This is a genomic window from Marinobacter sp. CA1, assembly GCF_020546665.1.
GTDB classification, from domain to species: Bacteria; Pseudomonadota; Gammaproteobacteria; order Pseudomonadales; family Oleiphilaceae; genus Marinobacter; species Marinobacter xestospongiae.
On sequence record NZ_CP071785.1, the window covers coordinates 1,346,295 to 1,370,733 of the forward strand.

Annotated in this window: 26 protein-coding genes; 10 read left to right on the forward strand and 16 right to left on the reverse strand. The window is 60.8% G+C overall.

Going from position 1 to position 24,439, the window contains the following annotated elements; translation table 11 throughout:
* Nucleotides 1–38: 38 nt before the first annotated feature.
* A complete protein-coding gene (locus J2887_RS06265) occupies nt 39–257 on the reverse strand; it encodes a DUF2798 domain-containing protein (protein ID WP_227175129.1) in 219 nt (72 codons plus the stop codon).
* 104 nt (nt 258–361) lie between these two features.
* Here J2887_RS06265 and J2887_RS06270 point away from each other — a divergent pair, with 104 nt between their 5' ends.
* Nucleotides 362–1,255, forward strand: a complete 894-nt coding sequence (locus tag J2887_RS06270; protein WP_227175130.1) for a LysR family transcriptional regulator — start codon at nt 362–364, stop codon at nt 1,253–1,255.
* Nucleotides 1,256–1,267: 12 nt separating this feature from the next.
* On the opposite strand, the gene J2887_RS06275 is transcribed toward J2887_RS06270, so the two are convergent.
* Both J2887_RS06275 and J2887_RS06280 read right to left on the reverse strand, forming a co-directional pair.
* Nucleotides 1,268–1,933 carry a hypothetical protein gene (locus J2887_RS06275; RefSeq protein WP_227175131.1) on the reverse strand — a complete coding sequence of 222 codons (666 nt, stop codon included), beginning with the start codon at nt 1,931–1,933 and terminating at the stop codon, nt 1,268–1,270.
* A 175-nt stretch (nt 1,934–2,108) separates the two neighbouring features.
* Nucleotides 2,109–3,032 (reverse strand): LysR substrate-binding domain-containing protein, encoded by a 924-nt coding sequence (locus J2887_RS06280; RefSeq protein WP_227175132.1) that lies wholly within the window; start codon nt 3,030–3,032, stop codon nt 2,109–2,111.
* Between the two features lie 179 nt (nt 3,033–3,211).
* Between J2887_RS06280 and J2887_RS06285 the strand changes: the two genes are divergently transcribed.
* Nucleotides 3,212–4,159, forward strand: coding sequence for a DMT family transporter (locus J2887_RS06285; RefSeq protein ID WP_227175133.1), 948 nt, complete (start codon nt 3,212–3,214; stop codon nt 4,157–4,159).
* 126 nt (nt 4,160–4,285) lie between these two features.
* Complete coding sequence (locus tag J2887_RS06290; RefSeq protein ID WP_227175134.1) at nt 4,286–5,173, forward strand: GGDEF domain-containing protein; 888 nt, start codon at nt 4,286–4,288, stop codon at nt 5,171–5,173.
* A 159-nt stretch (nt 5,174–5,332) separates the two neighbouring features.
* Here the strand turns inward: J2887_RS06290 and J2887_RS06295 are convergent, their stop codons facing one another.
* The 6 genes from J2887_RS06295 to J2887_RS06320 form a co-directional block, all read right to left on the reverse strand.
* Nucleotides 5,333–6,223 carry a DUF6160 family protein gene (locus J2887_RS06295; protein WP_227175135.1) on the reverse strand — a complete coding sequence of 297 codons (891 nt, stop codon included), beginning with the start codon at nt 6,221–6,223 and terminating at the stop codon, nt 5,333–5,335.
* A 220-nt stretch (nt 6,224–6,443) separates the two neighbouring features.
* Entirely contained in the window at nt 6,444–7,076 is a 633-nt protein-coding gene (locus tag J2887_RS06300; protein WP_227175136.1) for a hypothetical protein, read from the reverse strand.
* An 86-nt stretch (nt 7,077–7,162) separates the two neighbouring features.
* Nucleotides 7,163–7,903 carry an LrgB family protein gene (locus J2887_RS06305; RefSeq protein ID WP_227175137.1) on the reverse strand — a complete coding sequence of 247 codons (741 nt, stop codon included), beginning with the start codon at nt 7,901–7,903 and terminating at the stop codon, nt 7,163–7,165.
* Complete coding sequence (locus J2887_RS06310; RefSeq protein WP_227175138.1) at nt 7,896–8,261, reverse strand: CidA/LrgA family protein; 366 nt, start codon at nt 8,259–8,261, stop codon at nt 7,896–7,898. The genes J2887_RS06305 and J2887_RS06310 overlap by 8 nt, the downstream gene beginning before the upstream one ends.
* A gap of 185 nt (nt 8,262–8,446) precedes the next feature.
* Nucleotides 8,447–10,180 carry an alkaline phosphatase D family protein gene (locus J2887_RS06315; protein ID WP_227175139.1) on the reverse strand — a complete coding sequence of 578 codons (1,734 nt, stop codon included), beginning with the start codon at nt 10,178–10,180 and terminating at the stop codon, nt 8,447–8,449.
* A 110-nt stretch (nt 10,181–10,290) separates the two neighbouring features.
* Nucleotides 10,291–11,184 carry a LysR family transcriptional regulator gene (locus J2887_RS06320; protein ID WP_227175140.1) on the reverse strand — a complete coding sequence of 298 codons (894 nt, stop codon included), beginning with the start codon at nt 11,182–11,184 and terminating at the stop codon, nt 10,291–10,293.
* A 99-nt stretch (nt 11,185–11,283) separates the two neighbouring features.
* On the opposite strand from J2887_RS06320, the gene J2887_RS06325 reads away from it, so the two are divergent.
* The 3 genes from J2887_RS06325 to J2887_RS06335 are packed head-to-tail and all read left to right on the forward strand — an operon-like array spanning nt 11,284 to nt 13,914.
* Nucleotides 11,284–11,736, forward strand: a complete 453-nt coding sequence (locus J2887_RS06325; RefSeq protein WP_227175141.1) for a hypothetical protein — start codon at nt 11,284–11,286, stop codon at nt 11,734–11,736.
* Between the two features lies 1 nt (nt 11,737).
* Complete coding sequence (locus J2887_RS06330) at nt 11,738–12,883, forward strand: alkene reductase (RefSeq protein WP_227175142.1); 1,146 nt, start codon at nt 11,738–11,740, stop codon at nt 12,881–12,883.
* Entirely contained in the window at nt 12,880–13,914 is a 1,035-nt protein-coding gene (locus tag J2887_RS06335) for a zinc-binding alcohol dehydrogenase family protein (protein ID WP_227175143.1), read from the forward strand. The genes J2887_RS06330 and J2887_RS06335 overlap by 4 nt, the downstream gene beginning before the upstream one ends.
* Nucleotides 13,915–13,965: 51 nt before the next feature.
* Here J2887_RS06335 and J2887_RS06340 read toward each other — a convergent pair whose 3' ends face one another.
* Nucleotides 13,966–14,268 (reverse strand): antibiotic biosynthesis monooxygenase family protein, encoded by a 303-nt coding sequence (locus J2887_RS06340; RefSeq protein WP_227175144.1) that lies wholly within the window; start codon nt 14,266–14,268, stop codon nt 13,966–13,968.
* 280 nt (nt 14,269–14,548) lie between these two features.
* Between J2887_RS06340 and J2887_RS06345 the strand changes: the two genes are divergently transcribed.
* A complete protein-coding gene (locus tag J2887_RS06345; protein ID WP_227175145.1) occupies nt 14,549–16,189 on the forward strand; it encodes a methyl-accepting chemotaxis protein in 1,641 nt (546 codons plus the stop codon).
* Between the two features lie 361 nt (nt 16,190–16,550).
* Nucleotides 16,551–18,080 (forward strand): peroxidase family protein, encoded by a 1,530-nt coding sequence (locus J2887_RS06350; RefSeq protein WP_227175146.1) that lies wholly within the window; start codon nt 16,551–16,553, stop codon nt 18,078–18,080.
* Nucleotides 18,081–18,104: 24 nt separating this feature from the next.
* Here J2887_RS06350 and J2887_RS06355 read toward each other — a convergent pair whose 3' ends face one another.
* Complete coding sequence (locus J2887_RS06355) at nt 18,105–18,512, reverse strand: DUF2721 domain-containing protein (protein ID WP_227175147.1); 408 nt, start codon at nt 18,510–18,512, stop codon at nt 18,105–18,107.
* A gap of 139 nt (nt 18,513–18,651) precedes the next feature.
* Nucleotides 18,652–18,945, reverse strand: a complete 294-nt coding sequence (locus J2887_RS06360) for a YebG family protein (RefSeq protein ID WP_227175148.1) — start codon at nt 18,943–18,945, stop codon at nt 18,652–18,654.
* 233 nt (nt 18,946–19,178) lie between these two features.
* Here J2887_RS06360 and J2887_RS06365 point away from each other — a divergent pair, with 233 nt between their 5' ends.
* The gene (locus tag J2887_RS06365) at nt 19,179–19,880 is read left to right on the forward strand and encodes a hypothetical protein (protein ID WP_227175149.1); all 702 of its coding nucleotides are present in this window, start codon (nt 19,179–19,181) and stop codon (nt 19,878–19,880) included.
* A 312-nt stretch (nt 19,881–20,192) separates the two neighbouring features.
* Here J2887_RS06365 and J2887_RS06370 read toward each other — a convergent pair whose 3' ends face one another.
* Entirely contained in the window at nt 20,193–21,239 is a 1,047-nt protein-coding gene (locus J2887_RS06370; RefSeq protein WP_227175150.1) for a lipase secretion chaperone, read from the reverse strand.
* 8 nt (nt 21,240–21,247) lie between these two features.
* On the reverse strand, nt 21,248–22,255 hold the full coding sequence (locus J2887_RS06375; RefSeq protein WP_227175151.1) for a lipase family alpha/beta hydrolase: 1,008 nt from the start codon (nt 22,253–22,255) through the stop codon (nt 21,248–21,250).
* A gap of 378 nt (nt 22,256–22,633) precedes the next feature.
* On the opposite strand from J2887_RS06375, the gene J2887_RS06380 reads away from it, so the two are divergent.
* Nucleotides 22,634–23,116 carry a DUF1499 domain-containing protein gene (locus J2887_RS06380; RefSeq protein ID WP_227175152.1) on the forward strand — a complete coding sequence of 161 codons (483 nt, stop codon included), beginning with the start codon at nt 22,634–22,636 and terminating at the stop codon, nt 23,114–23,116.
* A gap of 47 nt (nt 23,117–23,163) precedes the next feature.
* Here J2887_RS06380 and J2887_RS06385 read toward each other — a convergent pair whose 3' ends face one another.
* Nucleotides 23,164–23,571 (reverse strand): VOC family protein, encoded by a 408-nt coding sequence (locus J2887_RS06385; protein WP_227175153.1) that lies wholly within the window; start codon nt 23,569–23,571, stop codon nt 23,164–23,166.
* Between the two features lie 113 nt (nt 23,572–23,684).
* The gene (locus J2887_RS06390; protein ID WP_227175154.1) at nt 23,685–24,323 is read right to left on the reverse strand and encodes a TetR family transcriptional regulator; all 639 of its coding nucleotides are present in this window, start codon (nt 24,321–24,323) and stop codon (nt 23,685–23,687) included.
* Nucleotides 24,324–24,439 lie beyond the last annotated feature (116 nt).

Below are 24,439 nucleotides of genomic sequence, written 5' to 3' on the forward strand. Positions count from 1 at the left end.
ACTGGCAGGAGTCTTGCCGCAATGGCTGTCGGGCGACCTCAGCGATTGGTCAGCCAGTGGGTCAGCTGATGAATCCGTGGTCCGAACGCAAATGAAATCAGAGCCGCCGCCGGCCAGGCGGTGACAAACGCGGTTGCCCACTTCACAACAAAACCTTCCACAAGCCCCAGGTTGATCCAGGTGACCCAGGCGGTCATCAGGCCGGACAGCACCAGCGACATCAGCAAGGAAAAGAAAAAGCGGTATTTGGCGGACATAGACTCGAGACTCCGGTTGCTTGATCAGGGGTTTCCCAGACTAGCAGGACGTCATTATTGTAAGTAGATTGATAAATCCAATCTTAATTTGCGATATTGCAAACATGCTGGATGAACTGAAGCTGTTTATCGTAACCGCCGAGTCCGGCAGCCTGACGGCGGCGGCCCAGCGCCTGGAGACCACCGTGGCCACGGTGTCCCGGCGTCTCAGCGCACTGGAAGGCCACCTGGGATGTCGGCTGCTGCATCGCTCACCACGGGGGCTGACCCTGACTCAGGAGGGCGAAGCCTATTTCAACGAGTGCGCTGAGTTCGTGCATTCCCTGGATCAGCGTCTGGAAAGCCTTAACGACACCCTCAACAGCCTGCAGGGGCCATTGCGGGTGCTGGCACCCACCAACCTGGCGGTGGGGCCGATGGACACCTTCTGGCAGGATTTCCTCGCCCGCTACCCGCAAATTGAGCTTACCGTGGAGCTGAGCAACAGCTACGTTGATCTGAAGCAGGCGCAGGCCGATCTGGCCATCCGTATCGGTGAACTGCCGGACTCCAGCCTGATCCAGAAACGGCTGGGGCATACCGGCACTGTCCTGGTGGCCGCGCCGGCACTGGCTGAGCGGGTATCGCTGCCCAGTCGACCGGAGGCCCTGAACAGCTGGCCCTCGGTGGCCACCCATGTGCTGAGCCGCTGGGAACTGATCAGCGATGAGGGTGAGCAGGTTGTTCTCAACAAGGCGCATACCCACGTATCCAACGACATTGCCCTGGCCCGGCAACTGCTGAAGGCCGGCGAAGCCGTGGCGCTGTTGCCCCTCAGCGGCGTTGAGGCAGAGCTTCGCAGTGGCGAGCTGGTCAGGATATTGCCGGCATGGCAGGGGCAGCACCGCCATTTTCAGTTGGTGTGGCCGTATCGCCGGGCCATGTCCGTCAGGGCGCGGGCGTTCATTGAGGCGCTTGAGACCTACCTGGCACAACAGCCCTGGTTTACACCTTTCTGACCGCCTGCCGGCTCAGCCGGTGCGCCCGAACACCCGTTGCAGGAAACCGACCTCCCGCACGTCCGGTACCGGCAGTTCACCGTCCAGCTTGACCGCCTTGCGCCAGAACGCCTCCGGGGTGTCCAGGTGGGCGACCTGCTGGCGTTCCTTTGAGGTGTAGGCGTTGTGCTCACCGGTCAGGCCGTGATCCAGCAGCGCCTGGCACCACAGGTAGAGCGCGCCTCGCACAACCCGTATTACCCGGCAGTAGGTATCCCGATTGATGGTCAGGGCCAGGGTGGCGGTCAGGTTCACCTGTTTCTGCAGCGTTCTCAGGGTGTCGTCGTCGAAGGTGACCCGATGGCCGTTGCCTTTCTTGCAGTTCAGGCACACCCGTTCCAGTTCCTTGATGCTGTCGCCGACATCCAGGTGATTGTGTCGGGTCTTCTGATCCTCGTCGATGGGCGCGGGAATCCAGCCGTACTGGGGCGAGTTCGCCACCAGATGGCCGGGCAGGGCAGCGCGATAGGTGGGGATGCTGGCGGGATCACGGTAGCCCTCAAACTCGGTGCGTAGCCAGGTGGCCATGGCACGGTGGCGGACCATGGTGGCGAGGGTGATGGCGATGGGCATGAGCCGGGTGATGGCTTCGGCTTCGTCCTGCAGATGCTGGTGGAGATGGTTGGCGGATGTTGACATATCGCACGCTCCCGTACCGGGACCATGGGCGCTGAAGCTGTGCCGACCGTCCCTGGTACTGACTGTTATTGTTGTTGCTGTTGTCTCTATTCCACCGTAGGCCGCATCCAACGGCGAATCCATTGCAAATCGGTTGTGCTTTGTAACGCTCGGTAAGCCTCTGCCAAAGCAGCCGCTAGCTGTCCATATCCGGGCCGTCGATGGGGTCCGGCAGATTCGCCAGCAGCCACTGGCGGAAGGTCTGGGCAGCGGGTTTCAGTGGCCGTCCCCGGCTATAGGCGAGGTAGTCGTAATACCCGGAGATATAGCTGAAGGGGCCGAGCCGGCGCAGGCGGCCGGTGTCGATGGCGCGGTGGACCATGAAATTCCAGCCCAGACCGACCCCCAGTCCCTCCAGCGCGGCGTGGTACACCAGTGTGACCTGATTGAAGGTCGCTGCACTGGCCGGGCTGCGGTAATCCAGCCCGAAGTAGGCGAACCAAGCGGTCCAATCGATGCAGTCCCAGGCCCGGGAATCGAGCTGGATCAGAGGATAGCTCATCAGCTGTTCCACAACGTCCGGTTCGTTCACGTCCAGATCCGGGTGGCAGACAGGATAGACCTGTTCGACAAACAGCGGGTCGCTGTGCAGTCGCGGCCAATTGCCGGGGCCGTAAAGAATCCCGAAATCGTAGTCATCCAGGTTGGTTTGGTGAATGGCGTTATTGGAATGGATGTTGATGGTCACTTCGGGGTGATGCTGATTGAATTCGGTCACCCGGGGGAACAGCCAGTAATGGGCCACCGCATGGGTGGCAATGATGTTGACGGTGGTGCTGTCATGTTCCAGTCGAACCCGCTCCACGCCGTTACGGAGCTTGTTCAGCACCGGCGTAATCTCATCCAGCAGGCTGGCTCCGGCGGCGGTTAGCACAATCCCGCGGGCGTGGCGCTGCAACAGGGGGATGGCCAGCTGGGTTTCCAGGGTCTTGATCTGCTTGCTGATAGCGCTCTGGCTCAGATGAAGCTCGCTGGCCGCTGCGGTCATGCTGCCACGACGGGCTACTGCCTCGAAGGAGATCAGGGTGTTGAGTGGGGGAAGGCGACCAATCGATGCCATGTCATCCGGGGTCCGCGGGGTGGGTGTCGTGGTGTCCGGACTGGTCAGCGCGCCAACCCGACGGCACAGGAGTATAGCAGCTATGACGAAATGGAATAGCTGAATGCGTAATCGTCGCTTCTTGAGATGCATCGTTGAGCGGTACGGTGACCGATTGGAATTGGTCACAGGAGAAGGCAATGCGGACTGGGGTACTGTTGGGCGCTGCAGCGGGGGCGTGTTGGGGGCTGATGTTTGTGGCACCGGTGGTGCTGTCGGCGTTCACTCCGTTGGAGATCGCGGCCGGGAGGTTTGCAGTGTATGGCCTGGTCTCACTGTTGCTGCTGTCTCCGGCACTGGTCACGGTATGGCGACGGCTTAGCGGGCGGGACTTGCTGTTGCTGTTGCTGCTGGCAGCTTGTGGGAGTGTGGTGTTCTATATTCTGTTGTCCGCGGCTATCCAGCGCGTAGGCGTTGCCCCGGCCGGGTTGATCATGGGCCTGGTGCCGCTGGTGGTGACCCTGTGGGGGCGCAACGATGAAGGTGCGGTGCCGCTTGTACGGCTGGCGTGGCCGTTGGCAATGGTGCTGCTGGGTATTCTCTGCATCAATCTTGATGCCATGGAAGCCACACTGGCGGCCGGGCTGACCTGGCTGGAGGCCGCTGGTGGCCTGATGCTGGGCTTTGCCGCGCTGTTCAGTTGGAGCCTGTATGCGGTGCTCAACGCCCGTGCTCTCAAGCATCGCCAACAGGTCACCAGCCAGCAATGGTCGCATCTGGTGGGGATCGCCTGTGGCCTGCTGGCGTTGGGCTTGCTCGGCTACAATCACCTGCTGGCCGAGCCGGTGGTGGTAACGCAGGCGAGGGACTGGCCCCTGTTCTGGGGGATCAGTGTGGTGATTGGCATAACCGGATCGGTGGTGGCCAACATTCTCTGGAATGCGGCTTCCCGTCGATTGCCGCTAACTCTGACCGGTCAGGTCTTCGTATTTGAGCCTCTGTTTGCGCTGATCTACGGCTTTGCCTATGCCGGTCGTTGGCCCCGGCCGTTGGAAACCCTGGCCATTGTGTTGCTGCTTGGCGGTGTGGCCTGGGCCGTTGCCCGGCATGCGGAGAAACGCGAGCCTGCGGAGATCACCGAACACTGACTACCCTTAATCCATCCCCCATGCATGGGTAGGGATGCTGGGCTACCTTTAAGGAGGCCCAGCATCCTTGTCTCTTTGAGGAGCGACTGTGGCCAAGCTACGGGCAGTACGGGAGCCTACCTCTGCATGCATCTCAAGCGAGTGACCTTTTCGGTTTTTGTTGCCTTGGTTGCAATGGTGATCGCTATCTCGTTCAAGGACGAGCCGCTGCGTAGCTGGAGCGAGATTGCGTTGCACGATTTTTTCAGTGAGATGGCCATGACGGTGCTGGCAGGAAGCTGGGTAGTGTTCCTGCATACATTCTCGATCTCCAATCGTGTTTTCTGGTGGCTCTATCCGGGCTTTACCCTGATTGTGATTGCCAGCCTGGAAGACGCTCTTGAAGAATGGCTGTTCATGCAGCCCCTGTCTCTGCAGCTGCTTGAAAACCTGGGGTTTCCAACGGGCATGTTACTGGTCAGCATTGGGCTTTTCTTCTGGGGCCGGGAACAGCGCCAATCCCGTCGGCATTTTCAGGTACTCAGCCAAACGGACCCGCTCACAGGCCTTGGCAATCGAGCCGCCTTTGACCGGCAGTTGGGTTTATTGGCCGACCAGGAAGGGGAGCGTGCCCTGCTGGTTATCGACGTCGACGACTTCAAGCCCATCAACGATACCTACGGTCACGCCACCGGTGATGAGGTGATCAAACAGCTGGCGCTGGTCATCCGCGACAATATCCGCCAACAGGACAGTGCCTTCCGCTACGGCGGTGAGGAGTTCACCATCCTGCTGCGCAATCTGCCGGTGGAGGCCCTGACGCAAGTTGCGGAGAGGATACGGCGTAACTTTGCTGCCCTGCGATTTGAGGGCAATGGGTTGGGGGCGTTTTCCCGCACCATCAGTATCGGCATGGTGCATGTCAACGGGCCCGTTTCGGCCGACCAGTGGTTTGATGAGGCGGATCGCTACCTCTATGAGGCCAAGGCGGCGGGGAAAAACCGGACGATCGATGGTGTGCTGGGTGTTGGTTAGACTCGCTGCCTAAAACGAAGCGGGGGAGCGGATCACGCTCCCCCAGTCCTTGCTCTGCTTTGTGGTTGTGTTCTGGGCATCGCCTTGGCGCTTGTGGCGCCGGCGTGGCGATGCCAGGCCCTGCCACCCCCGAGTGAGTGCTAGGGCCTGAGCCGGATATCAGTCGCGACCGTAAACGGCGATTTCGGTGCCGGCCATGCTCAGACCCTGGATGGCGACGGAGCCAACGCTCTTGCCACCGATCTGAACGTCACCCATCCAAACGTCGAGGTTGGAATCACCCACGCTCATACGCAGTGCCAGCGGGTTGGTCGGGTTGCTGGGATCAGCCTCGCTCAGGCGAGAGCCGGAACCGATGGTGACGGTGTTGGTCGCCAGCATGGAGTCGGTGATAGTACCGCCGCTCTTGAGGGTGTCCAGGTTACCGCTGGCGGCAACGCGAACGTCACGCAGCTTCATCGCAACCATGTCGACGTCGGCTTCCAGGTTGTTCACCGCGAAGGAAGATTCGATGACCAGTGAGCCTGTGTCGCCACCACCGGCAAACGGGTTGTTGTTGGTGGCGGTGATGGTGGTGGTACCGACCAGGGCTTCGACTTCCAGATTGGAGATCAGAGTGGTGGTGACCGGGTCGGACATGTTGGTGCCCAGGCCGATTCTGTCAATGCCGAGACCAACCTTGAACGGGTCGGCGGAGGCGCGGTTGGCCAGCTTGATGATGGCGTCGCCGTTGGCGGCGATGTCGATGTCGACTTTCAGTTCCAGGTTATCGTAGGTCGGGTTGCCGTTGGTGTCAGTGCCGTTCTGCCAGCCTGACAAACGGATGTTGTCCACCAGCAGGGCGCCCTGGCCCTGGCCACCGTCGTTCTGGGAGTAGGCAACCCGGTCAATGTTTACGTTGGCGTCCATTTCGATGGTAACGCCGGCCTGACCGGTAACGTTACTCATGTCAGTATCGCCCAGCGGCACCAGACCCTGGCCCATGGCAGGCAGAGCGGCCGTGGCAGACGCGATCGCAGTAGCACACGCAAGCTTTTTGAATGTTTTCATTGTTCGACTCCTCGGGGAATTCTGGAAGTTGGAATTGTTTTTAGTACCTGCTGATTGGTGTCCCGAGCTATTCTTTTTCTTTTGTGTATCTTGGTCCGTTATTTCTTTTTATGTTGTGTCATAAGAGGCCAGATTGTCTGACAACCCCTCTCGAGACGTTAGCGAGAACTGTTCTTGCCCGCTAGCGTCTGGCCGTAACCTTTTGCAAATGTTTGCAATGTTATGTGTCTGATGGCTGAAGTCGGGCTTTGACCAGATCGTGCAGCCGAGGCTCAATGACCTGCTGGATCGCGCCTCCGACCTGCCATTCCTCACCTTCCCGCCAATAGGGCACGACATGGAGAATGCCAAGCCCGGCCAGGTGCTGCATCTCGATCAGCAGGTAGCGAAGATCTTCAAGGGTACGGCCGTCGGCTTCCGCTTCAGCGCGGAACTGGGCGAGGGTGTCGTTGGAGAGGTGGTCTGACCCGCCGGTGGTGATGTACAGCAGGCTGGCTGCCAGGGTGCCGTCGGTGGCGGCTTTGACCACTGAGCGCTGGATCGCATGCACAGCCACGTCCGGTGGCACCGCTTGATCCTCGGAAAATCTCAGAAAGCGACCCTGGCCTTCATAGTCGCCGATGTAGGCGAAGGGTTTCACGCCCCCCTGCTGATGGATCTGCGTCAGCGCCGCATCAATGGAACTGCTCAGCAGGTTCTGCAGGTTGCCCAGTACCACCTTGCGTTCATCTTCGGTCAGTGTCTGGAACACCGTGGCTTCGGCCCGTGACTGGCCCTCGTCCTCTGCGGCCTGGAGCATGGGGCTGGCCACCAGCAGGGTGATCAGGACGGCGAGAATTCGGAACTTCGTCATTATTATTCTCCTGACAGGGATACATCGCACGAAGGCTCCATTGAACCCTGTCAGGTCGAACCTTGCAAAGGGCTGAAACGGCGACGTCAGGTTGCCGTCAGGGCCAACAGCTGCATCGCAAAGGGCAGCAGCACTGCGGTGAATACGCCCGTCAGACCCATGCCCAGAGAGGAAAATGCACCGGCGGTGGGGCTGATCTCAAAGGCCCGGACGGTGCCGATGGCGTGACCATTGATGCCGAGGGTAAGGCCGATCAGGCGATCGTCTTCGATGCCGAGGCGTCGACTGAGCAGGTCAACACACAGCGAGGCCACGACCCCGGTCACCAGCAGGCTACCCATGAGCAGCGACACCGAACCACCGATCTGCTGGTTGATACCAATGGCAATGGGAGCGGTGACCGACTTGGGCGCCAGTGACGCCATCACGCTGTTGCTACCACCCAGAGCCCAGGCAATGACCAGGGCATAGGCGGCGGCCATGGTGGCGGCCAGCGGAACGGTGACCAGAATTTGCCGCCAGAGGGCACGGATGTGGTGGAACTGCTGGTACAGCGGCACGCCAAGCGCCACGGTGGCGGGGCCCAGGAGGAACGACAGCCAGCCGGCACCACGTCGATAGTCGTCAAAACTGATCGACAACAGGCTGAGCGTACCTGCCAGCAACAGTGCGGCCACCAGCACCGGCGGGCACCACACCGGCTGGCGCAGCTTGCGGAAAATCGTGACGCCGGCGAAGTAGGCAATCAGGGTCAGTAATACCGACAGCGCCGGTGTCGCCAGAAGATGCGGGAACAGGGATTGTAATCGTGCGCTGAACTCAGTCATGGGGGACCTCCGCCGGTTTTTGCGGCACCAACGCTTTCAGCAGCAATAGAGTGGTCAGTACACTGAGCAGGGTGCCGCCCACCAGGGCCGCGGCAATGGCCAGCCATTGGCCGTCGAACTGGTTGCCGAGAAAGAACACGCCAACCACCCCGGGCATGATCAACAGGATCAGCAGCGAAATCAGGTGCTGGCTGGTCTGGGCGACGTCATCCCGGACATCTCCGGTGATCATCAGCCACAGTGTCAGCAGCATCATCCCGGCAACACCACCGCTGACCGGCCAGTTGCACAGGTAGCGCAACAGCTCCCCCAGAATCAGGAACAGCAAAAGAGTGAGAAAGCCGCGCAGCAAGGGCATGGGCGCATCCTCCAGGCAGGGACAGGGAAGGGAGACCGGCCCGCTGGGCCGGAAAGCCGGGCATTATACCGGCATTGCTTGGCGGTGTGGGGTTATGGTTCGGAATTACAATGACTTAAATCATGACCCGCCCCAGCGCGGGTTGGCTGGGGCGAGTGTTGTCGGCGGCTATCCGGTGCCAGGAATCAGGCCACCGGCACCAGGGTGCGATTGCCCGCCCCCGGCAGGACTTTCAGGCGCTGGCTGCGGTTGCTGTCAACCTGATAGTCCGGGCTCTTCACCGTTGAGACGAAGCGCCAGTCCGCTGTGACCTGCTCCGGGCTGAAGTTCACCACCAGGTAGCCGCGCTGGTTGAGGTTGAGGTATTGCAGATCATCCACCAGCAGGCTGAGAGCCTGCTCGGCGCCCATCACCTGCTCCATGGGCAGCTGCAGGTACTCCTCCATGCCGGGGGAGGAGACCGAGGAAGTCGCCAGTTCCACGCCAACCGTGTCGCCGTTCATCGTTTTCAGATTGCTGGCCCAGGCGTTGTGGGTATCGCCGGCCAGCACCACCAGGTTACGGTCGAGGCTGCGGGCGGTTTCCAGCACCACTTCCCGTTCTGCGAAGTAGCCGTCCCAGGCGTCCAGATTGTATGGCAGCACGGTGGTGAGGCGGGCAATCTCTGCTTCTGTCAGGGTGGGATCGCCCTGGAGCTGGCGGGCCTTCAGTGTGGCCAACTCCTGGAACTGGGGCAGCAGCGTAGCGGGATCAGGGTTGATGAAGTTCAGCAGCAGCTCCGCTGGCAGCATCATTCGTCCCATCAGGATCTGCTGGCCGAGCACGTCCCAGGTGGTGGTTGACTGGGCCAGGGTGTTTTGCAGCCAGCCTTTCTGTTCTGCTCCCAGCAAGGTGCGGTTGGGATCGGTGAGGTCCGCCTGGAATGCTGGCGCGTTGATGCCATCGCCGGTGAGGTAGTTGGCGTAGTCGAGCTGCTGATCGCGGCCGATCACCCGGGTGTCCAGCATGTGCAGTGATACCAGGTCGCCGAACTGGAAAGTGCGGTAAATGGTTTCCTGATCGCCGTCGGTGACGGGACGGATCGGAAGCCACTCAAAGTAGGCCTGCAGGGCAGCGAGTTTACGCTGCTGGAAGTCACCCTCACCGTCGTTGTGGTTCTCGGCGCCGTCACGCCAGGTGTCGTTGGCGACTTCGTGGTCATCCCACACCGTGATAAACGGTACCAGGGCGTGCAGTACCTGGAGGTCGGTATCGCTGCGGTACAGGGCGTAACGCTTGCGGTAATCCGTCAGACTCAGTAGTTCGGTGTCGTTGTCTGCAGGCAGGGTGCGACCGAGGGCGGCGGCATCGTCCGTGGCATAGCCGTTACCGTCGTATTCGTAGATGTAATCACCGAGGTGGACAACCGCGTCAAGATCCTGCTCCTGGGCTGCGGCGGCGTATACATGGAAGTAGCCGGCCGGGTAGTTCGAGCAGGACATGACCGCCAGCTTGACGTTGTTGACAGCACCTTCCGGCAGGGTGCGGGTGGTGCCGGTGAGGGAGGTCTTGTCGCCGGCGCGGAAACGGTAGTAGTAGGTCTGTCCCGGTGCCAGGTTGCGCACATCCACCTTGATGGTGAAGTCGTGCTCCTGACGGGCGTCAATCGAACCGTTGTGGATCAGGTTGCTGAAGCCTTCATCGGTCGCCACTTCCCAGGTGGTGGTCACTGGCTTGTCCAGATCTTCGGAGGGCAGGACCCGGGTCCAGAGCATGACGCCATCCTGCAGTGGATCACCACTGGCCACCCCGTGGCTGAATGAGATCGAGCGGTCATCATCGCTGGAAGACAGGCAGCCGGAAAGGCCGGTGGAAACCGCCACTGCACCCATGGTGAGGGCCGAAGCCTTGAGGAACTGGCGTCGAGAATACTGCTTCATGATTGGAACTTCCCCATCAGTCGTTGGTTGTTGTAACCCGCATTTTGGGGAAGTTTATGGATTTTTTATGACACTTCGTCGACATTTTCGGAGTTTTACCGAATTCGCTTTCAGTCGCGCAGCTGCGATACCAGAAACTGGTGCAGGGCTCGCACCGTTGGTGACAGCTGGCGCCGGTCCGCGCACACCAGGTTCAGTGGCGCTGGCTCCCCCTGCCATTGCGGGCACAGGCGGATCAGGTGGCCCCGGGTCAGTTCCTGGCTGATATCCAGAGTCGACTTGTAGGCCACCCCGCAGCCGGCCAGCACCCAGCGCCGCACCGCATCGCCATCGTCGGTGACCCGATCCCCCCGCACCGGCACCGACTTCTCCTGTCCATCGTCCGCGAAGAAGCGCCAGCGATCGTGGAAGTAGTCACCGCGCATGTAACACAGGCAATTGTGCTGGGCCAGCTCGTCCAGGGTTTGCGGATGACCGTGAAGTTCCAGATAGCCCGGAGCGGCCACCAGCACGCGGCGGTTGTCAGTGACAACCGGTAAGGCCACCAGGCTGGAATCCGGCGGCTCACCGTAGCGCAAGGCGAGATCCACAGGCTGACTGTAGATATCCGCCAGGCGGTCACTCAGGCGCAGTTGCAGATGCACATCGGGGTGTTGCTGCTGGAATTGGTCCAGCAGCGGCAGAACCCGGTTTCGGCCCAGATCTGAGGGCATGGTGAGCTGCACCGTGCCGCTGATGACCTGCCGGCCACTGTGCAGGGCCTGGCGGGCATCCTGCAGGATGGTCAGCGCCTGCTCGCAGTGCTGGAGATAGCTCTCGCCTTCCAGGGTCAGCCTCAGGCGGCGGGTCGAACGCAGGAACAGCACAACCCCAAGCTCGGCCTCCAGTCGCTTGATGGCGGCGCTGGCGGCTGCGGGGGTGAGATTGAGCTGCCGGGCAGCGGCGGAGAGACTGCCAGCATGGGCAGTACGGACAAACAGGTCAAGATCGTGGAGGCCTTTCATATTCAAAAAATAGTTGAAACTGGTTATCTTTTAAAGCGGTTTTTCAACCGTGGATTGATTAATAAGCTGGTGCCTCACCCATGACTGGAGACACCCGCGATGAGCGATTCCCCTTCGGGTCCGTCCCGGGCCCCATCGAGTCCTGCCTGGCAGTTCGATCACCTCAGCCTGACGGCGCCGGAAGGCGCACGGGATGTGCAGATCCTGGCCCGGCTATTAGCTCTGGTGCCAGGTCCGCGGCCGGCGTTTCCCTTCCCGGGCCGTTGGCACTACGCCGGCTCCCAGGCGTTGCTGCATGTGGTGGAGGTACCGGCGACGGAGCCTGCCAAGCTCAGCCACCTGGCGTTCCGCGCCGAACTGCCCGGTGACCAGGTCATTCGTCAACTGCAGCAGCTTGAGGTGCCCTTCGAACAGGCCCGGGTACCAGAGACTGACCAGTTGCAGCTGTTCTTTCGCCTCGACTGCGGCCTGGTGATTGAACTGGATCTTCCCCTGGCTGCGGACGCCTCAGCAGCACCCCTGACAACCATCGATTCCCTGGAGGAACTCTAAGATGACCCTGCCCCTGTTTCAGCCTTACACCCTGACGGACCAGAGCCTGCCCAACCGGGTGGTGATGGCACCGATGACCCGCTGTCGCACCGAACAACCGGGCGATATTCCCTCAGCGATGATGGCGGACTACTACGCCCAGCGGGCCAGTGCTGGCCTGATCATCTCTGAGGCTACCCAGATTAGTCGCCAGGGGCAGGGCTACAGCTTCACCCCCGGTATCTACACCGAGGCTCAGGTGGATGGCTGGCGCCGGGTAACCGACGCCGTCCACCGGGCTGGTGGCCGTATGGTGCTGCAACTCTGGCACGTCGGGCGCATGTCCCACGCCAGCTTCCATGATGGCGAGCCCCCCGTTGCGCCGTCCGCGATCGACCCACGGGCCCAGGTCTGGGTCGCCGATGGTCAGGGTGGAGGCGGCATGGTGGATTGCCCGATGCCGCGGGCGTTGGCCACCGAAGAGCTGGCCGGCATTGTCGCGGACTACCGTCAGGCGGCGGCGAATGCCATGGCGGCCGGCGCGGACGGCGTGGAGATCCATGCGGCCAATGGCTATCTGCTGGACCAGTTCCTGCGTACCACCTCCAACGTTCGCACAGACCGCTACGGCGGCAGCCGGGAGAATCGCCTGCGCCTGCTGCTGGAGGTGGTGGGCGCGGTTGCTGAAGAGATCGGCGCCGCGCGCGTCGGCGTGCGCCTGGCGCCCTACATCACTGCCCGGGGCATGGCGTGTCCGGACATCATCGATACCATCCTGGCGGCGTCGGAACGGCTGAATGACATGGGCATTGGCTATATCCACCTGTCGGAAGCGGAGTGGGATGATGCGCCGGTCATTCCTGAACCCTTCCGTCACCAGTTGCGGGAGCGCTTCAAGGGCACCCTGATTGTGGCCGGGGGCTATGATCGTGACCGCGCCAACGACCTGCTGGCTGCTGGCCTGACGGACCTGGTGGCGTTTGGCCGCCCGTTCGTGGCCAACCCTGACCTGCCGGAACGGTTGCTGCACGACTGGCCCCTGGCGGCCGCGGACCCGACAGCACTGTTTGGCGGCGACCAGCGTGGTTACAGCGATTATCCCCGTTTTGATCCATCCACCATTGATCCGGCCGTTGCGGCCAACCACTCCGAAGGAGCTGACTCATGAAGGCCATTGGCTATCGAACCCCGCAGCCCATTGACAGTGCCGAGGCACTGGAATCGTTTGACCTGGCGCAGCCCCAGCCTGGTCCCCACGACGTTCTGGTCCGGGTGGCTGCTGTTGCGGTGAACCCGGTGGACAGCAAGATTCGCCGCAACGTCACGCCGGAAGAGGGCGGCCCCCGAATCCTGGGGTGGGACGCCGCGGGGGACGTGGTGGCGGTGGGGGAGCAGGTGACACTGTTCCAGCCGGGTGACCGGGTCTGGTACGCCGGCGACCTGAATCGGCCGGGCAGCAATGCCGAGTATCAACGGGTGGATGAGCGCCTGGTGGGCCGAATGCCGGAAACCCTGACCTACGCCGAGGCCGCGGCCATGCCGTTGACCACCATCACCGCCTGGGAGCTGTTGTTTGATCGCCTTGGCCTGGCGCGGCGGGCCGCCGGTTCGGAGCGAGCGCTGACGGCGGACTCGCCGTGCCTGCTGGTGGTCGGAGCCGGCGGTGGGGTGGGGTCGATCCTGGTGCAGCTGGCCCGTCAACTGACCGGTGCCCGGGTTATCGCTACCGCTTCCCGGGCAGAAACACGGGACTGGCTGCTGACGCTGGGGGCGGATCATGTCATCAATCACCACGACGATCTGGCGGATCAACTGGCGGGACTGGGGTTGGACAACGTCAGCCATGTGGCGTCGTTGAACGGTACCGAACAGCACCTGGCAGCGTTGGTGGAGGTTTTGCGTCCCCAGGGGCGATTCGGATTGATTGATGATCCCCAGACGCTGGATGTGATGGCGCTGAAGCGCAAGAGCATTTCACTGCACTGGGAGTTCATGTTTACCCGTTCCATGTTCGCCACCGATGATCGCATCGAACAGCACCGGCTGTTGACGGAAGTGGCGTCCCTAGTGGATCAGGGCATTCTGCGGACCACTATGGGGCAGCATCTGGGCGGGCTCTCGGTGGCCAACCTGCGGCGGGCCCATGAGCTTCAGGAATCCGGTCAGGTGCGGGGGAAACTGGTGTTGGACGGGTTCTAGAATTTCAGTGATTAAGCCCCGGCCCTGGCGGCCGGGGTGGTTCGATGTTGCTTACAGCACCGATTCAAACCCTTCGAACTGAGGCGGTCCCAGGTACAGATCCTTGGCCGGTTTGGCGTTGGCGTGCGCCTTCTTGAACGCTTCAGATTTGGTCCAGTCGATAAACGCCTGCTCCGAATCCCATACCGTGTGGGTGCTGAACAGGGTGTGGTCCTCGTGTTTTGGGCCCTGCAGCAGGTGGAAACTCTGGATACCGGGTACCTCGTCCAGGTAGCTGTCCCGTCCCTGCCAGATCTCGATGAATTCCTGTTCTTTGCCCGGCGTAATACGGAACCGGTTCATGGCGATATACATGGGCTGAACCTCTGTTGGTTAATGATTCTCATTGAATGTTATTTCGGTAACCCCTGTGTAGGCAAGCCCGCATACTGCAAGGTTCGACATTTGGCTAATATCCTCGTTCTGGCAACATGCGATTTTTAGATCTATAAAGATGGTCAGAGGCTGCGATTGTTGGTGGAGATCTGTATTCAGCCTCTATACCTATCCAACGTATCTGCGGTCATTGATACGGAAAGGAATCCCCTCTGTCCAAAGATGAATAGAACGATAAGCAGTCCAGGGGTTCCCGAGAGTGTTAAACAGACTAACGATTCGATATCGCCTTCTGATTTCCTACGCCTTGCCGGTGATCGCGGTGATCGCGGTGACCATCTACGGCATGACGTCCTTCACCCGGGTTGAGCAGGGGGTTTTGAGCCTCTATGACGACCGGATAGTGCCACTCAAACAGCTAAAGAACATTTCCGACAGCTACGCCGTACTGATCATTGATGCCGTCAACAAGGCCAATGCCGGCCGGATGACGGCGTCGGAGGCGGCCAATGGCATCCGTCAGGCCCAGCAGACCATTGAGGACCAGTGGGGGCGTTACAGCGAAACCCGGCTGACTGAGGAAGAAGCGCGGTTGGTCCGGCAGGTGGAAACGGATTTCCAGCGCGCTGACCGGGCCATTGCTGATGCACTCACCGCGTTGTCGAGGACAAGCGGCAATGCGGAAGGTCAACTGGATGCGATTGACGGGCCTCTCTACGACGCCATTGATCCGGTTACCTCGCGCATCGAGGAACTGATGCAGGTGCAATTACGGGCATCGGAAGTGATTCGTGATGATACCGTCGAACTGCACGATCGAGTTGTGTTGATCTATTCCGTTACCTGTATCGGCCTGATTGTGGTGCTACTGGTGGTGGGGATGTTGATCGGCCGCTCCATTTCCGGGCCCATTGGCAATCTGAGGGCAATGATCAATCGCATTGCCGAAAACTCGGACCTGTCCCTGCGCCTGCAGAGCGTGGGTACCGATGAGGTGGCGGCAACGTCGGACTCCTTCAACAACATGCTGGACCAGATGGAGTCATTGGTGCGCCGGTTGTCTGGTGCCACTGCGGAAGTGGCCTCGGCCGCGGAAGAAATGTCAGCGGTCAGCAACCAGACCCAGCAGTCCATTGACCTGCAGGCGGAGCAGACCGATCAGGTAGCGACCGCGATGAACCAGATGAGCGCCGCCAGCCAGGACGTGGCCCGCAGCGCCAGTGAAGCCCAGGCGGCGGCCACCAACGCCGATCAGTTGGCCAGCGAAGGCCGGAATAAAGGCAACGACAACCGGGAGCGTTTGCAGAAGCTGTCGACCGAAGTGGCGTCGATCTCCGAGACCATTCGTGGTCTGGCGGACCAGAGCCAGTCCATCGGTCGGGTGATCCAGGTGATCAACGACATCGCCGAGCAGACCAATCTGTTGGCGTTGAATGCTGCCATTGAGGCCGCGCGGGCGGGCGAGCAGGGCCGTGGCTTTGCCGTGGTGGCCGATGAGGTTCGCTCCCTGGCTCGGCGCACCCAGGATTCCACCGAAGAGATCGAGTCCCTGGTAACGGCGCTTCAGGGCGAGAGTGACCGGGCGGTGGCCGCCATGGAATCCGGCCAGCGGGACGTGGAAGCCAGCCGTGACCAAGTGGTGGAAGTTGCCGATATCCTGGAGCGCATCAGTGGGGCGATCGAGCACATTACCGGCATGGGTGCCCAGATCGCCAGCGCGTCGGAGGAACAGTCGGTGGCTGCGGACCAGGTGAATGCCAACCTGACCCAGATTGTTGACACCGCCGAGCAGACCCGCACCGGGGCAGGGCACACCGCCCAGGGCAGTGAGGATCTGGCGCGACTGGCGGCAGAACTGCAGTCCCTGGTCAGCGAGTTCCGCATCTCCGGCGCCCGCTGACGCTTCAGACCGTCAGAGCCCCGTCTGGTCAGCGAGACGACCGGACGGGGCACCGGGGTGTCGGCATTCTTGACACCCTGGCTTGGCTGACGGTTTCTCCCGTTTCCACACTGACTGATATTACTGCCGAGTTGCCGTTCTGGCATGAGCTATGCCCTTGTGTTTTTGATCGAAGCGAAGCTTATTGATCAACTCTCAACAGCAGCCAGGCATGGCGAGACCACGACGTTTCCCGCCTGAACCAAGATCTGAGAGTACCTACCATTGATGCTGCCGACCGGTCCCAAGGTTGGCGGTCTGGAGCAGTGGCCAGTTGTCGGTTGCCTTGATGGATCATGCGTACCACATGGGAGAGTGAACGATGACAAGGACCCTAATGCATCCAACCCCGGGGCTGGGTTGCCCGGGCCACGGTGGTGGTGGCCGCCGCCCGTCGGCCGAAGCCCTGGCTCGCCTGTCCGGCCATGATGACCCTGGCATGTTTGGCCGTATGTTCCCGGATTTGCCACCACTGGAAGTTGCCGAAGACAAACTGCGGGCACTGGCAGAGACCATGGTCGCTGCCGACGCGGTGGACCCGGCGCTGGACAACCGCCACATTCCGGCCGGTTATACCTACTTCGGGCAGTTTGTTGACCATGACATCACCCTGGACCTGGCGTCCCTCAACCAGCGCCGCCGGGACCCGTTGGGTGTTACCAACTTCCGCACGCCGGCGCTGGATCTCGACAATGTCTATGGTCTCGGGCCGGAGGGTAGCCCTCACCTGTATGCGCGCCTGGCCGGCAATCCGCGGGTTCGGGGGGAACGGCTGCTGTTGGGGCATAACATGCGGATTCACTATGGCTCTGTTCCCGGCCACTTCCGCAATGATCTGCCCCGCAGTGCCGAGGGTATGGCGTTGATCGGCGATCCCCGCAACGACGAAAACCTCCTGGTGGCTCAGACCCACCTGGCATTCCTGAAGTTTCACAACCGGGTTTGCGATCAACTCGAGGCCGATGGCGTTCCCCGGGAGGCGCGCTTCGAACAGGCACGACGACTGGTCACCTGGCACTATCAATGGCTGGTGCTTCACGATTGGATGGAAAAACTCTGCGGTGACGGTACCACCGCCCGCATTCTGGCCGATGGGCGGCAGTTCTATCGATTCCAGGAAACCCCGTACATGCCGGTGGAGTTTTCTGCAGCGGCCTATCGTCTGGGCCACAGCATGGTGCGCCAGACCTACCATCTGAACCGGCTATACAGCCCGATTGATTTCCCGGAAATCTTCCGTTTCAGCGGCCTGGCCGGCGCTATTGTAGGCAACCTGGCGCCGGATGACATGGATGGTGGTGACCTGGTGCGGTCCCTGCCCAGTGCCCTGATCATCGATTGGCGCCGGTTCTACGATGTGGATCAATCTCCGGGGCTGGCCACCAACCTGTCCCGACGTATCGACGCCCGTCTGGCGCCCGAGCTGCACGAGCTGCCCGGTGGTGGCGGCAACCTGGCGTTGCGCAATCTCCAGCGAGGTGTCCAGCTGGGTCTGCCATCGGGACAGGACGTCGCCACGGCCATGGGCATCAGCAATCCACTCACCGCGGCGGAAATTGCCACCGGTCCGGACGGTGATGAGGCCCGGCGTCAGGGACTCGATGCTGCTACGCCGCTGTGGTATTACATCCTGAAAGAGGCGGAAGTCCGGGAAAACGGTGAGCGATTGGGGCCGGTGGGCGCGACCATCGTGTCTGAGGTGCTGGTTGGACTGGTACACGGTGATCGCCAGTCGTACCTGTGGCTGGACGGCCCGGATTGGCAGCCAAGCCTGCCGTCGGCGGTGCCGGGAACCTTCACCATGGCTGATCTGATCCGCTACGTGGACGACATCAACCCGATTGGAGACTAGGGCGTCTAATCAGGAGTCTTTTAATCAGGAGCCTTTCTGCTGTTGCTGTCGTTGCTCGAAATCCTCCAGCTCCACGTTGATGGCGTTGGTGGAGATGATGATTTCATACAGTGAGTAGAGCAGGGACAGCGACAGCAGAATCAGGCTGATGCCGAAACAGACCACGCCAAGGGTTTGTGCGCCGAGGAACAGGGCAAACATCGACAGGGTACAGCCGAAAAAGCTCAGCACGCCCAAAGCCTGCATGCGCTTGGTCAGCACAATGCGTTTACGCAGCATGCCGAGCTGGCGGGCGATGATGCTGCGTTCCTTCTCGGATTCCATCTGTTTGAGCTGGCGGATGAGCTGGGCCAGGACCAGAAAACGGTTGGTGTAGGCAAGCAGCAGCAGGGAGATGGCGGGGAACAGCAGTGCGGGTGTGGTCAGGGTCAAGGCATGATCCTTTTTGGCGGACCGGCTGCTGCCTGATCAGGCAGCAGCCAACTCGTGGGTATCTGTCCACCAGCATACCGGGATTATAGCGTGGCCAGAATTGCCAGCTTCCCTTACTCGGCCGTGATTCAGCCGCGGTTCAGTCTTCGTTGTTGCTGTCGCCGCCGGCTATGGCGTTGAGCACAGAGGGCTTCTTGAGCGCCTTGGCGAACAGGTCTTTCTCTTCTGCGATGGCGAGGGCTGCTTTCTCTGCCAGCTCTTCGCCAAGCCCCTCCACCCGGTTATGGAGGAACTGGGTAATCTCTTCCGCCAGCTCCAGGATCTTGTCGCGGGCGTCGGCATCGGCCTTGGACGAAAACAGCATCGTGTCTGGGTGTTTCAGTGCCATGTCCAGCCCATCCCTCTCTGAATAGTACAGTGCTTTTACGGCCATGAATGTCTCTCCATTGGTTCCCCTGGGCATCGTTGGTGCCGGGGTGGCGTTTGACTCGGAAAAGAGTGTACCTGAATTGCTGTATATAAATACAGTCTTTGTGTGATTGGCCCGACAGGCGCTTCTTGGCCGGGATGGCTTCGACCTGCTTCAGGCTCGGCCACGTACCCGTCAGAATTGTTCTGGGATAGTCGGGATTCAACCATCGACCAACCGACGGCAGGACAACAACAATGACCCAGACCAAGGCCCTCTGGGGCTTCCCCATCGATGAACAGCTGCATGCCGATGCCCAGGCAACGGCGGATAAGATCCGTAGCGATAGTGGCAACAGTACCCGCCGGCTGAGCGAAGAAGCGGCCCATGTGGTGATCCGCCTGACCGAGCATGGGCTGCAGAGCTATTATCATCGCCCCACCGAGATCGTGCCGTTGACCCCGGGGCTGAAGCGATCGGCCGACACGGGCATTCGCGCGATCATGGGAGCGATCCAGATGGTCATCAAGCAGTTTTTCAGCAAACGCAATGAGGCGGAACTGCGGGAGCTGAGTGTGTACCTGGAGCAGATGCTGTGGCTGCATCCGGAACGGCAAGAGCCCCACCTGGTGTTCAGTGTCCATGGTGAGCTGCACGACCGGGCGCTGCGATTGATTGCCCAGGTGAGAACCGATGAGCACCCCGGTAACTACATCGATGACGTGATCGACGCCCTGTGTGAAATCGTCGATCTGAGCATCGTCAACTATTACCACCAACCCACAGATCGGGTGGCCATGGGACGGGTCAGCAAGAAGACCGCGGACCTCGGCATCAACACCGCGGAGAAGGGCATTCGCAAGCTCATCGACAAGCTGTTGCGGGAGCTTCAGCATAACCAGTTGGTGGAGCTTTCCTACCACCTTGAAAGCCTGATTCACGCCAGCGAATCCCGCTGAGTTAATGAACTTGTCAGAGGCTCCCCGGTGTCCCGTCTGGTTAATTCGTTAACTTAATGCTTGTCTCTGAGGGTTCTGACCAAGGCGCCGCTGTGCCGATGTGGTGGTTCCACATCAAACAGTGGCAACACAGGCTCAGAGCCCTCAGAGACAAGCCCTTCGGGAGCCACTGACAACCCGAATAGCGTCGTTGTACTGTCTTGATTTGGAACCACCAAACCTTCACCAGCACGCCTAGCTCTTCGGGTTGTCAGTGGCTCAGTAAGTCAACGAATTAACCAGACGGGACACTAGTCCCGCCGGTCCGACGGTTCAGTCGGACCGGTTATCCCGCAGCCGCTCCAACGCCTGCACCCGCCGTAACTCCCGCTCATCGAAATGCTGCTGTCTGGCAAGCGCCAGGCGACGCTGTTGCGTTGCCGGGTCGAGGCCACTGCTGGCCAGGATCTGTTGCCGTTGCCGCAGCCACTGCTCAAGGCGCCGATCCCATTGCGCCCGCTTCTGATCGAGTGCCTGCAGGCGTTGGGCGGCTTCATCCCCGAACGCTTCTGCCCGCCTCTGGTAGCGTTCGGCCGCTGTCCGGGGAGCGCCTGCGGATGGTGGTGACTGGCTCAGGCCGGCGGTCAGGGTCTGCATCTCTGAGGGCAGGTTTGCCCGCAGTTGCTGCAGTTGTAGCTGGCGCTCAGCCGGTGCAAGGTCCTCCCTTGCCATCAGTGCCAGGCGATCGAGGGTGTAGCGGTTGTAGCGGTTCTCATCACCAAAGAACGCGGCCGCCGCCGTCTCTCCCAGGTGTTGCACCTGCAGGGATTCCATCAGCGCAAGACGGGCCCGCATCTGTTCGGGCTGCAGTTGCATGGCTGCAGGCGTAGCGCCGTCACCGAGCTCTCCGGCGGCTGCCTGCCAGGCCAGATATCGGGCCAGCAGTTGCTCGGCATCGACCACTGCGCTGGCCGGCAGGCTGGCTTGCAAGTAACGCTGGAGCCTGCTCAAGACAACACCGGCGGGCTCTTCGCCAATGATAGACAGAAAATAGTCGAATACCCGGCGAACCGCGTGCTCAATCACCAGCCGGCCATCGTCGCTGGCTTGCAGCCGGCCGTCCACCGCCGTGCCACGGAGCGAGGGCGGCAGATTCGACAGGCCGTCCTCGCCCAGATCCGGTGATGTTGCGTTGGCAGTGGGCGGTGTATCGGTGGTGGCCGGCAACGTCGAGGGCTGGCCAGGATCGGCCGCCGCGGTTGACGCTGCCAGAGTGGCGGGCGGCTTGTCCGTCTGACCAGCCAGCATAAGCCCGCCCCCGGCGACAACGGCGATGGCCACCAGGCCGGCACCCAGCCGGCGCAGAGAAGGTGGAGTCATGGGTCGCCTCAGAGCCCGGCCTGTTTCAGCCGGTTGGCGTGAATCCTGAACACCGATTTGGGGTTGGTTTCAAACAGGTAGGTCAGGCCAATCATCTGGTTCACCTCATCCAGATGATTCATGCGGTAGTTGTCCCGGATGACTGTGCCCAGATGACTGGAACAGCGTCCAACCAGCCCATCGTTGGCTTCACCATTGAACGCCAGGCCAGTCAGAGACAGCGCATAGTCGCTGACATCGGCCACGTTGGTGAGGGTGCGGGTACCGCTCCAGGAGTAATAACGCACGCCATTGGTTTCGGCGGCGCCCTGGCCGCAGGGGTCATTGAGCGCTGGCATGCCGGCCGGGAAGCGGGCATTGAAATCCGCTGCGCCTTCGGTGGTCAGCGACGCCAGCCCGGCCAGGGCATCCTGCTCGTAGGCTTCCCCGGAGAGCAGTCCGACCAGGCCGAAGAAGCCGTTCAGCACCGAAGACAGCACCGGCCCCAGTTCCAGGGCTTCGCCCACCTCACTGGTGCGCAGGTCGTCCACCAGGTCCGCCACTGGCGAGCCGGTGTTGGGACCGCCGATGGCGGTCGCGGACGCCACCAGTTCCGGGGCGACTCCGGCAACATAGCGAATGGAGTGGGAGCCATGGCTGTGGCCGATCAGGTTGACCCGGTCGGCGCCGGTGATAGCCAGAATGTCCTCGACCTGTTGCAGCAACTGCTCACCCCGGACCTCGGAACTCTCGAACGACGCCACCTGGGTAATGAACACGTCGGCGCCGTTGCGGGCCAGGTCTTGGGGAATCTGATACCAGTAGTCCAGCGGGCCAACTCTGGAAAATCCCGCCATACCATGGGCCAATACGATGGGGTAGCGGGTGTCGGCGTAGCGGCTCCAGCCCCAGGGACTGGCTGTTTCAGAGCACCCGGACACGCTGCAGATGGAGATACTGCCGGCCGCCATGGTGGTCGCCGGGGCGACCAGGCCGATGGCCGTGGTGAGTAAAAGGGAAGAGCATAGCTTGTTCATTCATTGTTCCTCATTGTTGTTTTTGTGATCAATGCCAACTGAGCGTAGTGGGTGGTCCGGGGTGGGTCGAGCCATACGGTGAGGTTTGGCCTGCTTGGCCATCAGAGGCTCCCTTGCTCTCCTTCGACGTCGTGCCCTGTGTGTGAATCGGCCTCGGGACCGGCGGTGGTTCGGAGATAATCAGTTAGGGCATCGGAGATTTGTACGACGAATTGAGGCTGGAGCTGACACGGGATTACCTGCATCATACCGGCCTGCTGTGGGAGCCGGCCTGCCACCAGGCTGAGAAGTGGCCTATAGTTAGCAGAGGCTCCTTAACGGAAGACGTCCGTCGCTACGGCGACATGCGGATCAGGGATGATCGGATAAGGTATTTGCATGAACGAGCTTTTCTCTCTTGTCAGGCTTTCCTGGCTGCGATTGCTGGTGGTTGTCCTGTGCAGCGTCTGGGTGGTGGGCTGCAGTAGCACTCCGCCGGATAACCTGGGGTTGCAGAACGATCAGAGGCTGGCACCCTGTCCCGAGACACCCAACTGTGTATGCAGCGTGGTGGAGAATCTGGACAGTGAGCACTACATTGCGCCGTTGGTGGGGGACCTGGGCACCTGGAACTCATTGCCCGTACTGGTCTCCTCCCAGCCCAACCTGCGGATAGTTGAGCAGGGCGAGACCTATCTCAGGGCAGAGGCCACCTCCAACATCTTCCGATTTGTTGACGATGTCGAGTTTCACTTCCTGCCGGAAGAGGGGTTGATCCATATCCGCTCGGCGTCCCGTGTGGGCTATTCCGATTTTGGCGTTAACCGGGAGCGGCTGGAGGAGATTCGCCGACGGCTGCGCCTGGCGGTGCGGCCGTCCTAGTGTTCCGAGCGGCGAATTCACCGCTCGGAACACTGGCTGGTTATCACTCAGTCTTCGGGCTTCTGGTCCGGGTCCATCCAGAACGGCTCCCACAGATGGCCGTCCAGATCCTCGAATGACCGACCGTACATGAAGCCGTAGTCCTCGGTGTCCCGGTATTCACTGGCGCCGGCCTGGATGGCCCTGGTGAACAGGCTGTCTACTGCTTCCCGGCTCTCCAGTTGCAGGGCCAGCAGCACCTCCGTGGCCTGTTTGGCATCAACGATCGTTTTGCGAGTGAAGCGCGTCAGGCTTTCGTGGGTGTGAAGCATGACCCGTAAGTGGTCCGATATCACGATCGCGGCTGTCTCATCATTGGTGAATTGCGGGTTGTGCTCAAATCCGAGCTTGGCGAAGAAAGTAATGGCGCGGTCCAGATCAGTCACTGGCATGTTGATATAGGCGGCTTGCGGCATGGTGATTTCCTTTTCCGGCTTGAATCAGTGAAAGAGTGTCTTCAGTGAAAGAGTGTCTTCAGTGAAAGCATGTCTTCACTGACTGATCGACCGACGCCCGCTGGATTCGACAGTCACCCGTCGTTTTTTTCACCGAAACCGCGGTGGAGAATGCAGAAGTAGGTGTCGATGACCCGTCGCCCCTCGGTTTCAAAGTCAAAATCCCCCTGCCTTAACAACCACATATAGATCAGACCGGTAATCTGGACATGGAGGAATAGCACCGCCCGCTCCACATCCAGATCGGCCGGCAGCTGCTGGCGGTGGATGGCGTTGTTAAGAATTCGGCTCATCCGCTCAGAGGCGGTGACAAAGCCCTGGCGGTGACGCTCCGCCAGGGACGCGTTCTCCTCTGACAGCTCGCACTTCTGCAGCACAATCTCATAGACCCGGCGGCGTTTGGGGTCGTTGGCAATTTCGCTCATCAGGTAATAGAGGAACTTGCGCATCTCGCCCAGGGGATCTTCCTGTTCCGGGGCGGCGATGGCCTGGTGCAGGATTTCCAGCGGCAGGTCCATGCGTTCCAGCATGGCCTCGAAAACGTCGTGCTTGTTCTTGAAGTGCCAGTACAGCGCTCCCCGGGTCAGCCCTGCCTCCTCGGCAATGTCGTTGAGGGAGGTTTTGGATACGCCCTTGCGATGGAAGACCGTCTCGGCGGCATCCAGCAATTGTTCGCGGGTTTTCTGGGCGTCTTCTTTGGTGCGTCTGGCCATGCCTTGGCTTGCTCCTGGCGATTCTGTTCAAAGATTGTGCGAAAGTTTACCTACTATACATACATTCATGGATGTATGTATGATCGTGCTTTCCCTGATTCTCCATCGGGCGTTGA